Source organism: Fibrobacter sp. HC4 (assembly GCF_023373925.1).
In the GTDB taxonomy this organism is placed as follows: domain Bacteria; phylum Fibrobacterota; class Fibrobacteria; order Fibrobacterales; family Fibrobacteraceae; genus Fibrobacter.
The window spans coordinates 24150-39463 of record NZ_JALCZV010000028.1 but is presented as its reverse complement, the minus strand read 5'-3'; the positions used below and the strand labels follow the sequence as shown (position 1 = coordinate 39463).

The following is a 15314-nucleotide window of genomic DNA, read 5'->3' as shown; positions in this document are numbered from 1 at the left end:
TCACGTTCGTATTCGACTAATTCCAAGAAATTTCTTGGGCCGTCACTAAGCACATCTCCGATTCCTTCAATCTTCTCGAGAGCCTCTCGGGTTCTCGCTTCCGTCCTTTTCAGCGTTTCGGCTGTCTCGTTCGGAGGTGAGGCCAATTATAGAATTTTCTGGATGAATGTCAAGGGCGTTTCTGCAAAAAAATTCACTTTTTTTGCGATTTTTCAAAGATAACTGTTTTTAATCCACAAAAACTACAGTTTATTAACATTCTATCCACATTTATTTTCTCCAGGTTAGCGCTTGAATGCCCGACTATCCCCATTTTTTCATTTCATCATTCCACCCCATCTTCTAAAAAACTCGAAAATTCTAAATTTGGCACCTAAATTAGGAGGATTCATGCAGCTTAAGCACCACGCTTTGGCAACAACAGCCGCATTTTTCATGTTGAACCTGGCTAGTTGCAGCGATTCAGAGAGCAACGCAGACTTCGCAATCGAGGCTCCATCCAAATCGCCCATTGAAACTTGCAACGAAGAATACAACGTTGACGAAAGTGCCTACTGGGAAGAGGGTCTATCGGATAACACCTATCTAAAGACTTTTGTATGCGATCGCACAAGCTATTTCCTGGATTACTACGGCGCCACCTGTACAAAGGTCAAATACAACGAACAGAAAAACCGGTTCGACATAACCATCCAGGATAGTCACGGGACCTACGAAATCTACTCCGTCCATTCTTCCAGCGACGCCTACGCTTGCACCTTCAAGCTGGGAACCGACGCGGCCTACATCGCAGTCATTAGCGACATGGGCATTTGGAACATCCCCAATTGTCTCTGCAAGAAAGAGGCTGGAACAATCAGCTACATCAAAAGCGACGCCCTCACCTCCACCGAACCGGAACACTCCACCCAAATTGAATACGAGCAGTCAAGCAGCAGCATAGAATGCAGTTCCAGTTCTTCTATGAATTTGTCCGTAAATTCATCCAATACAGTTTACTACAACGCCGTATCCAGCAGCTCGGAATTCATTAGTTCAAGTTCCTCATCACTCTATTCATTGGAATACTTTGAAGATTTCGAAGGCGATTATACTTGGGAAAGCGGAACACTTGAGAACGGCTATACAGGAAAGGCTTTGACGCTCGTGAACAAGAACGTCCGGCTGCCCATCGCCATGGAAGACACCCTCCCCCAGGGAACCATCGAATTCTATTTCAAGCCCGGCGAAAACTTTGACTACAAAAGAAGCGCTCTGGTGGGAAACAACGAAGGACGATTAACTTTTGTTGTCAGCGAAAGCAAGCTTTTCTTCTTCAAGAATGGAAGCGATCGATATGACTATGTTTCCGCCCCAGTTGTATTTAAGGACGGCTGGAATAAAATCGCCGGCCAGTGGGACGGAACAAAAACAGCCATATTCCTGAACGGCAAACAACTGGCCTACATCATGGACCCTTACGGTTACAGTCCATCATTCCGAGCACGCAACGACCTCTACATCGGCTACAAGAACACATGCTGCATGACGGGTATAAGCGGCGTATCCAATTTCATGGTAAAAGGTTCCTTCGACAACATAAGAGTAACTTCCCAGTTACTTTACGATTTCGAATAAACAAAGCAAACAAAAAGGGAAACTCACCAAGGTGAAATCCCCACACAAAAAAGCCGACGAAATTAATCGCCGGCTTTTTTTGATTTTCATTGAGTCACGTGATTCCCGCAGGAATCGCAAACTTAGAATTCGATAATCTTGTCGTTCTGGAGCATCTGTTCGAAGGATTGTCTTTCTCGGACAACCTTCATTTCGCCGTTGGTGTACATCACTTCGGCAGCGTAACGACGGCTGTTGTAGTTGCTGGACATTGCTGCACCGTAAGCGCCAGCATCGTGGAGAACCAGGAGGTCGCCCACCTTAGCCTTGGGGAGCTTGCGGGTCACGACGAAGCCTCCTTCTTCCTGAGTGAACACGTCACCGGATTCGCAGAGGGGGCCGCCAACGACGGCGTCAACAGTTTCGTTCAGTTCGCGGCCATCGCGGGCGATCACGGAAATCTGATGGTAGGAACCATAGAAGCTGGGGCGAACCAGGTCGGTAAAGCCAGCGTCCACGATGTAGAACAGATTGTCGCCCTGCTTCTTGACAGCGCGGATTTCTGCCATGAGGTAGCCGCTTTCTGCAACCAGGTAGCGACCCGGTTCCACTTCCAGATGAACGTCGTGACCGATGCTCTGCTGAATCTTCTTGCGGGCACCATCCCAAATGCCATAGTAGGCAGCCATGTCGATATGCGGGCCCTTGTTTTCTTCGTGGTATTCGATGGGCAGGCCACCGCCGGCGCTGATGGTGCGCAGGTGAGAACCGAGACGACGGCTTGCGTCGCACATAGCTTCAGCAACAGAAGCCAAATGTTCAAAGTCAGAACCGGAACCGATGTGCATGTGCAGACCAGTAATCCACATGCCATTTGCCTGAGCCAGCTTCACGCAGTCCTTGATCTGTTCGTGCCAGATACCGTGCTTGGAAAGATCGCCACCAGTGTTGGTCTTGCGGGAGTGGCCGTGACCAAAGCCCGGGTTCACGCGGATGGTCAGTTCGGACTTCACGCCTGCATCGGCAAGCTGCTGGATCATGTCCGGAGAACCCACGTTCACGGCGATGTTGTGTTCCTTCACCAGTTCCAGGGCGTCCTTGTCGAAAATGTCGGCGGTGTAAACGATTTCGGGAACCTTACCCTTTTCGCAGCCGCCCTTGTAGCCGGCCTTGAGAGCGCGGACAATTTCACCGGCGCTCACAGCATCCACCACGCAACCCTGCTTGCGCACAAGAGAAATCACGCTGAGGTTCGGGCATGCCTTCTGGGCGAAACGCACGTTATCAAAAACCTTCACTTCCTTGCAACGCTGTTCGATGGTTGCGCGGTCGTAAATCCAAAGCGGGGTGCCGAACTGAGCGGCAGCCTTCACAAACTGTTCTTCGGGGATGTTAGTATTCTTCATGTTTTCCCTTTTCTGGCGCGGCGCGCCTCATTAAATTACAGCGCAAAATTTAGAATATTTTTTTGGCTGTTGCTGGCTCGCGCCAGCCGGGCCCTTGCGCTATAAACGCCTCCGGCGTTTTTCGTTCAACCGGGTTCTGGGAACGCCTTACAAAAAACGTAAACCCGTTCGAATGGCTACGCCACTGCGGTCCCTAACAGAAACTCTAATTTTATCTTCATGGCTTTTTTCATATCGAACCTCCAGAAGGACTTGCGCTGATATGACGTTTACTTAAAGTTCGCAGTTATCTTCAAGCCGTCTTCAGGATCAATGGTGCGAGTTGCGTCCTTGACGCCATCACTCCAGCCTATGAATATTCCGCCATCCTTCGGCACAGCAGTAAGCGTCACGGGCGTACCCTTGAAGAACTTGATCTTCAGTGAGGATTTATCCAACGGCAAGTAATGAACCCGCACATTGCCATTACCGGAACTTGCAATGGTTACATCCACCATCTCGCCCAAGGCAAAATGTTCCTTCATTTCCTTGCGGACCACATCCTGGCGGGTGGTGGCGAAGGTCTTGATTCTGCCTTCATGTTCCGTCATAGTAGCCACGTTCTTGCTCCAGCGTTTTTGATCGCGGGCAATTTCTGCGGAGATGTCGCCCTGCAATTTATTCATGCGGGCAACCACTCGTTCTGAACTAAAGTTCATGCAAAGAATGGCGGCTATCTGGTTGATGAACGCGGCCTTGAAATTTTCATTCTTCAGCAACATGCGCAAATGTTGAGTGAATTCAGGATTGTTGGGCCAGCCGGAACTTGCAGCCGTCACAAACTCAAAAATATTTCCCTTCAAGTTTTCCTGTTTATCAGTCTGGGAGTTGTCAAAGGCCATATCCGTATCGTACATGAACCACTTCCAGGCAGTCTTGGGGCTACTCCCACGCCAAACCTTGCGATTGTTGCCGGGCCAGTCGCGATTGTTTGCAAATATTTCTGCAGCATAGTAGTTGATGAAATTATTCAAATCCATCTGCTCATTCACAGTGGCCACATCATCATCAGTCATTGACTTGGTAAGCAAGAAATTAGTCAGTGCAATGAAATCCACCGGGGAGCCTGCCATGTACTCGCCGGAACTGCCCACCAAATCCACCTGGTCCCCGTCCAGATTGTACTTGGCCAGGTAATAATTCTTGTTGGAGGATTCGCGAATGTTATGAATGCCGTAGTATTCCCCGTTATAGAAAACAATGGAGGCGCGGCCATGCTGATAATCAATGCCCAGGCCTTCCGTAATGGAGGAAGCCAACATATCGCGGATGTAATCAAAGTGATAGTTGTTTCCGTTGTTGCGCAGTTTGAAGCTCTTGAATTTTTTCAAGTCGGGAAATCCCGGGAACAGCACATAATCCAGTTTATTCTTTCCGTACTTTTCGCGGAAGGTAATTTCCACAGATTTCTTCGCCCAAGTTCGGGTGGCGTTACCGCTAATGGCAAGACCTGCGTTCTCGCTGAAGCCGCTCACCTTTTGACCGGCTTCCAGCAATTCAATGTTCACAGGAATTTCCTTGTCGCCCCAGAAATTTTCATTCATGAACAAGCCGGAATCGGCATGGAACATCTGCAGCGGATCGCCAGTAATAAATACGGAAGCGACCGTAGGCTGGTCTTCAAAAACATAAGTGCGGTTAATGACGTTACCAGGAACAGCACCGTTTTCAAAAGTAGCACAGCGCAAAACCGTGGTGGTATCAATCTTCAAACTAGTAACCATCAGCGGGCTCGTTGCTGTGGGAACAGTACCGCCCTTTTCGCAGCGGATTTCATCATCAGTTCCAAAGGCAATAGAGAAAGGCGCAGAATAAAAACCGGAGTTGGGGAATTCTGTTTTCACAGTTTGGGGAGCATTTTCCACAGCGCCTACAGTTTCACCATAAGGCGTTGCATTTGCGAAGCCCCACTTCGCGGAGGTACTGGTAACTGCGCCGGCGACCACACCATTGACTGCCGCAATTTCTCGGGACCAAGTTTTTCCGATAACAGCCGCCGGATACATCACGGAATCCACAAGCTGTTTTTCGCCATTGAACAAATAGAGAGAACCACCATCCTTCTTGGACTTGAAATTGGCGTGAGGTTCGTTTCCGCGGCTATAGGCGATATAACTGAAAACCTTAATATCTGTAGCAAGAGAATCGTGATAATCCTTGTCCAGGCGAAGACCCGTAATTTCAGCTAGGTTGGGATAGTCAGAATGAAGAGGCGGCCTAATGGAATAAACCGTGTTGGAATCTCCCGTTCCCACCAGCATCTTGTTCCAGCTTTTAATTTCGCGGAAACCCTTCTGCAAAATCTTGAAGTAGACTTCGTGATCCTTGGGGATATAAGCTTTCAGCTGAAACTGATTTGCCTTGGAAAGATCCACAGGAACCCTACCCTCGTTCGTCGAGCCGATGGTCAATGACAAAACGTAATAACCCAGAGTTGACTTCACGGGAATCATCTGGGCACCGGCTCTATTCACTCCATTTTCCACAAAGCAAAAATCGGACGCACCATCCAAAGGTTTTATTTCGCTGGCACCACGACCAGGATAATTTACCGCATCCGTTTCCCCTTCACAATAGGAACTCAAAAGATTGACAGTATCATGGTGCGCCACATAGTCCGGCAAGTTTCTCCCAGACAGGTAAACAATCATGTGGGACTTTGGCTGAACTACCACATTGCCAAACTGGAACTTGGTCTGTTCCGCCTTGGAGTTGGTCAGATAATAACCCTTCAGGTTTACCGCCGTATCTGCTGGATTATAAACTTCCACCCAACCGGCGTCACCACCTTCTTCATCCTTGTAAGACAAATTCACAAGGTCCACTTCGGTAAAGATGACCGGAGGATTTTTCAGCGCAACAACCGTGTCTGCCGTAGGGTCCGTCGCGGAACCTGCCGACAAGTCCTCTGCGGAACTTGTCAAGGAATTTGAAGATGTTCCCGCCAACGAATCAACCGACGAATCTGAAGAACCGGAAACTAAACCGTTAGAATTTTCCTCACCTGACGAAAACAAATAATCTTCAGAACCCGATGACAATTCATCCATCGGAGCCGCGGAACTTTTATCATCAGAGCCGCAAGCCCCAAGATTCAGAGCCAACGCGCCCAAAATTCCCGCAAAAAAGAACTTCATTCCCTTCACAATATTCTCTACCCACACTTGTTTAAAATTTCTCCATAGAGAATCTAATTCTTTACCGCAAAGAAAATTCTACCCAACAAAGAAACTTTCCCAATAATCCAGGCATTCTAACCTAAAAATGAAAAGGCCCCTCCTTAGAGGAACCTTCTCAAACGCAATTTGTAAAATCAGCAAATTAAACGTGCATAATCTTGTTGTCGCCTACGTCCCAGTTTTCACCGTCGCAAACGAACTTGTATTCATAATCGCCCGGAACAAGTTCCAGCTTGATCTTCCAGAGACCAGTCTTCTTGTCCTTCTTCAGCATGTCCACATCAACCATCCAGTTGTTGAAGGTACCTGCGATAGAAACGGTGGTAGCCAGCGGACAGTCAGCAACGACTTCCTGAGTAACCTTCTTGGGAGCGGCAGACTTCTTTGCAGCCTTGGCGGGAGCCTTGGGAGCGGCCTTGGCAACAGTCTTCTTTTCGGCAGCGGGCTTTGCAACCTTAGTAGCAGCCTTTGCTGCAGGCTTAGCGGCAGCCTTTGCAGGAGCCTTCTTAGCAACAACCTTTTCTTCGGCCTTTACAGCGGGCTTCTTTTCGGCGGGCTTTGCGGCCTTGGAGGCAGCCTTTGCAGCGGGTTTAGCAGCAGCCTTCTTGGCAGCCGGCTTTGCAACTACGGTCTTAGTACCTTTAGACATTTTATTTTCTCCTTGGTTTTTATTTAAGCGTAAAGATAGTAAAATGTAATTTATCCGTCTAATGTCTGTTTGCAAATTCCATGCCAAGCCGTTACATGGTCTTGCGAGTCCTTGGCAAAATTTCTAACTTGCAATTCATGAAGCAGATTATCGCACCTAGCGTATTGAACGCAAACTTTTTGGAACTGGGTAACGGCCTCAAGGCTATCGAAAACGGCGGCGCAGGCCTCGTTCACCTGGATATCATGGACGGTCATTTCGTCCCCAACATCAGCTTTGGCCCGGGCATTTCCGCCTGCGTTAAGAAGGGCACCAGCCTCCCCCTGGATTGCCACCTGATGATTGCCAACCCCGAAAACTACGTGGCTGAATTTGCTAAGGCCGGCGCACACCTCATCAGTGTGCACGCCGAAACCACTAACCATCTGGACCGCTTGCTGCACCAGATTGCAGAACTTGGCGTAAAGCCCGCTGTGGCCATCAACCCCGCAACCCCGCTTTCTAACATCAAGCATGTGCTGGACATCGTTGACATGGTCCTCGTCATGTCCGTGAATCCGGGTTTCGGCGGCCAGAGCCTCATCCCCTATTGCCTGGACAAGATCCGCGAACTTCGCCAGATGAAGCCGGAACTTGACATCCAGATCGATGGCGGCGTCAAGCTGGACAACATCCTGGCTTGCAAGGAAGCCGGCGCCAACGTCTTCGTGGTGGGTTCCGCAATTTTTGGCAAGCCCAATCCCGAAGAAGTCTGCAGAGAGTTCGTGAAACTCGTCAACGGCTAATTTTTTGTATCGTCCGCGTCATCCTGAGGAACTCAACCGCGTCATCCTGAGGGAACGCAGTGACCGAAGGATCCAAAAAGCATTAAACCCCGACACTTTGTGCCGGGGCTTTTTTGTATTAAATCCATCGTTGACTTTTTTTACTTCACGACTTTTCCGTTCACATGGAAGATCTTTTCACCATATCGTTCGCCACTGCGGACTTTCACTTGATGGTCTTCACGGAAAACCATGGGCTGGTTTCTGACGATGCGACGATCATATGGCTTGAAAATAGCGTCAATCACATCGCCCGGATCAGCTGTCAAGCGCACCGCCACAATGGACTTTGCAGGCACTTCGAGAGCCACCGTACCAGCAGCAACATCAACAGTTGCAGCGCCCATCTTCAACGCATTGCTTTCGTGAGAAACAAAAGTCTCGCCGCTGATTCCAGCCAATGTCAAAGTTTCTGCAGAAGCACCCACATTCTTCAAGCCCTTCACATTCAAGGTCACGCTTTGTGCATCCTTTTCTGCGCGGTTCACAAGAATCACCGTCATGGAATCTCTTGCGTTGCTTACAGAGGAATAGGCGGAAAGCAAGGAATCGTTGCTGGATTCAGACTGCACTCGGAATTCCCCGTTATAGCGACTAAAGAGGTGCAGCACTTCGTACATGCCATCGCCCCATGTCCAGGGAGTGAAAATTTCCACACCGTGATCCATAAAGGTTCCAAGCCAGGATGCATAGGAAATCGCCGTGGTCATGGGATCTTTCTCGTCAATAATGGAAGTTTCGGTAAGGCCCAAGGTAATGCCGTGACCTTTACCGAAGTACTGATCCAGCCAACCATTCACACGTTCGAAAATATATTCCTTGGTCTGGTTGTTATCCCACTTGCCGCTGACCAACTTAATACCATTAGCACCAGAATAATTGTAGGTGGTATCAAAGAAAACACGATGCCAATTGACACGTTCTGCGTAAGTCTTTTCCGAGGGATACCAGTGCATGTCAAACACATCAAGCATACGGATGCCAGACTTTTTCTGTTCTTCGGCAAGGCGCTTGATAAAGTATTCAAGCCAGCAGTAATTGCGGTCTTCGCCCTTGCCCAGACCGGACTTTCCTTCGGACGCACCCGTAGTACACCACTGCCATTCATTGGCTACCACAGGACCAGTCAACTTGATTTCGGGCCAAACGGTGCGGGCCTTCTTGGCCACATCAACATAACGTTCCACCAAGAAATCCGGATCCATATCCAAGGGCAAGTCGCCGTGGGTACCGTTCCAGATTTCCATTTCATTGTCCATGCTCCAATACTGAAGTCTGGACATATCGTACTTCAATTCTTTTGCCCAGTGGTCAATAATTCCCACAGTGGAATCGGCGGGCCAAGGCTCGCAATACAAGCTGTAATCACCAGCCTTGATGAGAGTCTCTCCATCGTCGGCAACTTCGCCACCGCCAGCCAAGTCAAGGGTTGCCTTGGCCCAGGTATCGTTATGAGCCTTGTAGAAAGTCCAATCTGCAAAGTTGTATTCGTTGGTGGCGGCCGCATAACCCGTCAACTGGAAAGCGTACATGGCATCTGCTTGAGGCATGTTGTCCAGAATCTTCTTGGCGGTAATGTCCCAGTCTACGGCATTCACGTTGTTGTACCAGTCCGGATGAACGGTCAACTTTTTTCGCCAGTTGTAGCGGGTAGAATTGTTGCCGTAGTTTGCACGAATAAAACGAATGCCGGCTTCGTTCATCGTCTTGATGGAAGTCTTGTCCTCATCGCTGAGGCGGGCGCTATCGGCGCTGACCTTGTCAATGTTTCGGCCATAGAGGTAAGGGGAAATTTTCTTGACGCCGGCGGACGCATCCACCATTACAGAAATCTCCGCCTGGGCAGAAGTTCCGAGGAACGCCACCAGAGAAAGCGCAGGAACCAAACTTCCCGCAAACCCAAACAACTTTTTCATAACACCACCTTTTGAGTCGGCACCACCCGACTTTTATTTCACAATCTTTCCATTCACCTGGAATGTCTTACCACCATGCAACTCGCCACCACGAACTTTGATTTGATAACCGTCGCGGAAAACCATCGGCTGGTTATTGCGAGTGTTGCTCTGATGAAGATTTTTTATCCCGAGAGAAGTCGGTCCTCGAATATCCTTTGGACGAACATAGGTTTTGCCCAAGTATAACCCATCCACAGATTTTTCGCACATAAAGATGGATTCGTTCACATTGGCAAAGGAAATCCCTTCGACTTGCAAGACGACATCGTACTTGCCTCGAGAGCTTTTTCCTTCAATGGTAAATTCATTCATTCCATCAAAGGTCAAAGTTGTATCAGAGCCATCAACAACAATGGAGCGTCCATAAACTTTTCGCAAGTCAAAAACATCACTGATATCCATCTCGTATGCTGCCGGGCACACATCACACGGATCTACATCCTCGATAAACACAAGTTTTGCAGACGCAGATTTCGTCAGATTTCCAAAGCCCACATTCTGAATTTTGAACTTTGCTCGGAACAAAGTGTCGTCATACAAAGAATCCGGCAACCAGGATTCTCGCAGAACAAAGCGATAACCTAGATGATCTTCTACATACTTATAAGCAGTTGCACCAACATATTCGGAATCGGGTGCACGAAATCCCTTTCCAAATTCAGGACCGAGAATGGAGTCCTTCATGTTCTGGATTGTTTCGTAATGCCATTCCCAATTCAAATAGCTTGTATGGGTTCGGAAACCTTCATAGCTTAAGTAGCGTGCCGTATTCATGGGATGGTCGCCATTGTAATTCGCCACCATTTCACCACCATAAGGCGTATTCAAAGAATATTGTTCCAACCAGGAAATCATCATTTCGCGAGTAAGCTTTGGATTGCCCATGGTCACTGTGCCCAAATCCGTGGTGCTTCCCAAATAGCCATCGTTGTACATGCCCACACGATAGATGGTATCACCCTTTGCTTTTACCGCAGCCTTGAACACATCGGAATTGATATCAAAATTTTCGTAGCCAACCTTGGTAATGTTGCCAGCGTCATCTCGAGTTTCACTTTGCACGCCCAGCCAATAAGCAACAATATCTGGACGACGCACGCCCACCTTAATGGATGACGGGGTATTCACAATCATGGTCTGCAGGGCTTCTGCGATTTCTGCATTGCTGCCATTGTTACTGGTATGCTGTTCGCCCCAGCTGCCATACATTCCAAGTTCCACATAGGTAATGACATCCGAATTCTTTCCATAAACTTCGGCCAACTGCTTTATATGGCCGAGAATTATTTTCTGAGGAGGATCCTGTTTTCCGCGACCATCAATATCGTAGGATGTACGGACAATGACCTTATTGCCTTTTTCTCTAGCATTCGCAAAAGTGGAATTAAGAGCCGCCAAAGCGTCGTCAGTCAAAGGTTTGGAAACACCGTAAATCGTATCGCGGGGAGTCTTGCTAGAATCAATGGATTGTAAGCCCTTTTCGGAAAAGGCGGAAATGTCCACACGTAAATGAGTCAAAGGCTGAGAAATTCCAACAGCCTTATTGTCGGATTCCTTAAGGCGCAATCCCTGGGTACGATACCAGCCTCTGCCAGGATTATTCAGAGACTTTCTAGAATCACTATACTTCAAATCCTGCAACGCCAGGGCAGAGTTTTCAGCAAAGGCAGAACTTACCGCGGCACATTCCGCGGCAACTGCAACACAAATAAAATTAAGGATTCTCTTTAAACTCATTATTAACCCAAACTTTCTTCTAAATATATACTCCCCAAAAGAAAAAGGCACCCCGCGCAAGCGGGGCACCTTCCCTACATACCTAATTTTTATTCAAATCTAGGGTTAAATTCCCTTTTTCGTGAAGATGGTATTGCCGAACAGATTTCCGTTCTGCAGCACACGCATAATGTACATGCCATTCTTCATGTCACCAATGCCAATGCTGAAAGTTGCGCTGCCGGAATTCAATGTTTGAGCCTTCACCAGGTGGCCATCCATGGAGAAAATCTTCACAGCCACATTGTTCTGCAACGGAGAGCTAGCTTCGATCTGCAACACATCGGAATTTGCGCGGGCACGGAGCTGCGGCACAGAGCTTGCAACTTTTCGGCTAGCAACAATTGCGTCGGTCGTATCTTCTACAACAGGTTCCGGCTTCGGCTTGTTACGCAACAGGCGCACTCCGAAGATCCCGCCCACCATGCCGGTGCTTGCCTGGAACTTTACGGTAATCACCTTCTTGCCCTTCACCATTTCATCGGGAATGGGATACTTCACATTAACGAATTCATCCTTCTTCCACTTGTTGGAAATGTTTTCGCTGGCAAGCTTTTCGCCGTCGATCATGATGTCAAAGGCGCGGTTGCAACCTTCGTTGCCCCAGTAACGCACCATCAGGTCCAAAGAATCTTCGCTGTTGGTTTCCAGCTCGTAGCTAATGAATCCGCCATCGCCGCCAGAGCACTGGCCTGCATCGCGGTAGAATTCACCCTGATGAGTCCCGGTAGAAGAATTTTCGTTCTTCATGCGATGATCCGCCTCGGGCTGCTGTTCGCCAGGGGCCACCTTGTCTACCGTCTTTTCATCAAGAGCCAAGGCTTCTTCCTGTTCCTTCTTCAGCTTTTCAAGAACGGCAGGATCCGTCATCACCATCCAATACATCATGTAACGAGCATCATGAACTTCATAGAACGGCTCCAGCAACAGGTTAGCATCCTTCTGGGCAGCGAACAAATAGGGAGCCTTGAAGTGCAAGGGTTCGCCCTTTACGGGGGTCAGCTTAGAGGGAATGTCAGCCTTTTCACTGGCAAGCATGGGAGCTCCATCCAGAGACTGCAAGGCGCCACCTGCAATGTGGCTCCAGCGGCCATCATCAGCCACGAGACCGCTAAGGCCTTCCGTTCCCGTCTTGGCACTCAGCACAATAGGACCGTGAAGCAGCGCCACGTAATCGCTCATGCCGCGAAGTTCCTCGATATGAGTATGCATGGGGTAAATAACTTCCACCACGTCGCCAGCCTTTACAGTACCAGCAGAAACATAGCTGGACGCGTCAGACTTGGTTACCACAGTATCGCCGTTTACAACCACCTTGAATTCGTCGGCCTTCACCCAGTAAGGATGACGCAGCATCATCTTGAAACTGCCGGCGCCGCTCACGGTAAATTTCGACACCTCACCCTTGGGGAACGCAGTCTCCTGCTTAATCTTAATTCCCTTTTCTTTCCAGTTCAATTCCGTCGCTGCATACAAATTCACGTACAACGCGTCATTTTCCTTGGTGTAGATAAACTGGGCATACTTACCCGGGTTTTCCATGCCGGAACCCACGCAGCACCACATGCCCGCATTCACCTTGGAGTAAACGCGGTAATGGCGGGGGCGTGCCGGAGTAAAGTAGCAGTAGCCACCGTGAGTCGGGTGAATTGTAGACAAAATATGGTTGAACAAGGCACGTTCATAGAAGTCCGCATACTTGGCGCTGGGAGTCATATGGAACAGGCGTTCCGTCAGCTTCAGCATATTGTAAGTATTGCAGGATTCGGGCCCTTCACGTTCCTCGATGTACTTGTTGTACTTGTCATATTCCGGGAAGTGTTCAGAAATACTGTTACCGCCAATGGCGATACTGCGCTTGTTCACCACAATGTCCCAGAAAGTTTCGGCGCCGGCCTTGTAAGTCTTGTCGCCACTCAGTTCCGCCACGCGGGCAAAGCCCACCACTTTCGGCACCTGGGTATTGGCATGACGATTGCTCAAGTTGTCATTACCCGAAGCCATGGCATTCAACAGCCACTTATGGGACCACTTCTTGGCCGCATCCAGGTACTTAGAATTCTTGGTAATTTCATAAGCGTCGGCGTATACTTCGTTCATGCCACCGTATTCCGTACCCATCATGGATTCCATCTTGGAATCGTTAAGGCCGTTGGTAATGGTAATACCCCAGTCGCACAAAGCGAGGAACATATCCTTGGCACGAGTCACGCCACCGTACATCCAGGCATCACGCAAACCCGCATAAGTCTTGTGAATATTATACCAGGGAACCCAATAGCCGTTCTGTGCGCCGGCATCGCCGTTCTTGAATTTGAGCCACATGGACTTTCCGTTGGGAACGCCACTGATGTAGCCTACAAAGTTTGCGTCCTTGGAATTCTGCTTTTGGATGATTTCCAGTTCATCCACCACATATTCCATGCGCTTCTTGATTTCCGTATCGCCGGTAGCCGCATAATGCATAGCCAAGGCGCTCAAGTAGTGCCCCAGAACATGGCCATCCAAACCAGCCCAGTTGCTAAACTTGGTTGCCTTAGGCTTCATGCCCGCCTCTTCGTAGAAAGGCGCAATCAGTTTATCCGTATCGTAAGCCAGAAGGGTTTCGCCATTTAGCTCCTGGCGATCCTGCAGGGGGCCCGCCAAAAGCTTCACCGCAGACAGCGGAAACATTTCAGGATACAACTGATCCTGAGCAAAACCAAAATTTGCAGCAAAGGTCGCAATCCCAAGCGATAAGGCAACTACGCGAGCCTTTCCGCGAAAACCAACTCCGAACATAATTTGTTCCTCATGTTATTCTACGTACACACACCAAGGGAACTTCCCCACCCTAAAAATTACGTCCGAAAAGGGCCTATATTCACCCCCCTATAGCAAACAGTTTTGCAATTATTGCAATAGCCGTACAACGCAAAAAGGCCTCGCAAAAGCGAGGCTCAAAATAATAATCAAAACTATTTCCTATTGTACAATTTATCCGCCTTCCGTTCCTGAATCATTTTCAGCTGTTCCTCGGTACAGAAGCCGGAAATATAAATTTTGGCAGTTCCCGATGTATTGAGGCGAACATAATTTGAGTCGTAAGTAACTTTCCAATCCAAATCGTGAAATTTATTTTGCAAACCAGCAATTTCGTTCGCCCACTCTTTTGTTTGTTCTACTTTAAATTCATTTGCAAAAATATACTCTCTATCAAAAGAAAACTTATTAGAACATTTAGAAGGCTTATTCTTATCAAACGAGGATGATCCCATAGGAACACCAAATGAAGACCAAGGATCAGAAATAAAAACGCCATACAAACCTGTATAAGAACAACGAATATATGAAAAAAGGAAAGGCTTGTTTTCTTTATATTTTTCTAGGTTCCACACATTTTTCTCATCTTTGACAAGGCAATACTCGCCAAAGACATCATTTGAAAGGGAATCGCCTTCAGCAAACGATATAACTATGCAAAAGAAAATTACAATACTAATACTTCGGACATTCATAACTATCGCTCCAACCGCCAATTCCATAATCCTTATTCTGCAAATTTTATGTTCGGATATCTAGCCTTTACACATGCCCGAAAATTCTCTGTGTCTGAACCATGCTTTTCTTCACATTCTGTGAAATCGAAAGCCCCCTTTGTATTGGGCTTGGGTGGTTCAAATTTCTAACTTGATTCTCTGGATTCTTGTGCAGTTCGGGCTTTCTGATTATTGGATATTTTGTGGTCTTCGTTATTGCAAGCCACGAAAACGAGCATAAATGCACATAGTATCACGATTTTTTCATCGTGTCCTCCTATTTTAACCAACCAGGAACCAAAGATAGTAATTAATACGAATGTTACAAATAAAAGAAGATATTCTCTACAATAAAAAAGACCCCGCTTT

Annotated in this window: 9 protein-coding genes; 2 read left to right on the top strand and 7 right to left on the bottom strand. The window is 48.0% G+C overall.

What is annotated here, in order from left to right; all coding sequences use genetic code 11:
• Nucleotides 1-390: 390 nt before the first annotated feature.
• Nucleotides 391-1617: a LamG domain-containing protein gene (locus MMG03_RS14730; protein ID WP_249506617.1), complete on the top strand. Its 1227-nt coding sequence runs from the start codon at nt 391-393 to the stop codon at nt 1615-1617.
• A 122-nt stretch (nt 1618-1739) separates the two neighbouring features.
• Here MMG03_RS14730 and lysA read toward each other — a convergent pair whose 3' ends face one another.
• The 3 genes from lysA to MMG03_RS14715 form a co-directional block, all read right to left on the bottom strand.
• Nucleotides 1740-3002, bottom strand: coding sequence for a diaminopimelate decarboxylase (gene lysA, locus MMG03_RS14725; RefSeq protein ID WP_249506616.1), 1263 nt, complete (start codon nt 3000-3002; stop codon nt 1740-1742).
• 269 nt (nt 3003-3271) lie between these two features.
• Nucleotides 3272-6178 (bottom strand): CotH kinase family protein, encoded by a 2907-nt coding sequence (locus MMG03_RS14720; protein ID WP_249506615.1) that lies wholly within the window; start codon nt 6176-6178, stop codon nt 3272-3274.
• Between the two features lie 184 nt (nt 6179-6362).
• Nucleotides 6363-6869, bottom strand: a complete 507-nt coding sequence (locus MMG03_RS14715; RefSeq protein ID WP_249506614.1) for a glycoside hydrolase — start codon at nt 6867-6869, stop codon at nt 6363-6365.
• A 137-nt stretch (nt 6870-7006) separates the two neighbouring features.
• Between MMG03_RS14715 and rpe the strand changes: the two genes are divergently transcribed.
• The gene (gene rpe, locus MMG03_RS14710; RefSeq protein WP_073161461.1) at nt 7007-7654 is read left to right on the top strand and encodes a ribulose-phosphate 3-epimerase; all 648 of its coding nucleotides are present in this window, start codon (nt 7007-7009) and stop codon (nt 7652-7654) included.
• Nucleotides 7655-7794: 140 nt separating this feature from the next.
• Here the strand turns inward: rpe and MMG03_RS14705 are convergent, their stop codons facing one another.
• The 4 genes from MMG03_RS14705 to MMG03_RS14690 form a co-directional block, all read right to left on the bottom strand.
• The gene (locus tag MMG03_RS14705; RefSeq protein WP_249506613.1) at nt 7795-9609 is read right to left on the bottom strand and encodes a glycoside hydrolase family 44 protein; all 1815 of its coding nucleotides are present in this window, start codon (nt 9607-9609) and stop codon (nt 7795-7797) included.
• Nucleotides 9610-9642: 33 nt separating this feature from the next.
• Nucleotides 9643-11388, bottom strand: a complete 1746-nt coding sequence (locus tag MMG03_RS14700) for a DUF4874 domain-containing protein (protein ID WP_249506612.1) — start codon at nt 11386-11388, stop codon at nt 9643-9645.
• Between the two features lie 105 nt (nt 11389-11493).
• Nucleotides 11494-14208, bottom strand: coding sequence for a beta-L-arabinofuranosidase domain-containing protein (locus MMG03_RS14695; protein WP_249506611.1), 2715 nt, complete (start codon nt 14206-14208; stop codon nt 11494-11496).
• Between the two features lie 176 nt (nt 14209-14384).
• Nucleotides 14385-14951 carry a hypothetical protein gene (locus tag MMG03_RS14690; RefSeq protein ID WP_073161442.1) on the bottom strand — a complete coding sequence of 189 codons (567 nt, stop codon included), beginning with the start codon at nt 14949-14951 and terminating at the stop codon, nt 14385-14387.
• Nucleotides 14952-15314: the final 363 nt, after the last annotated feature.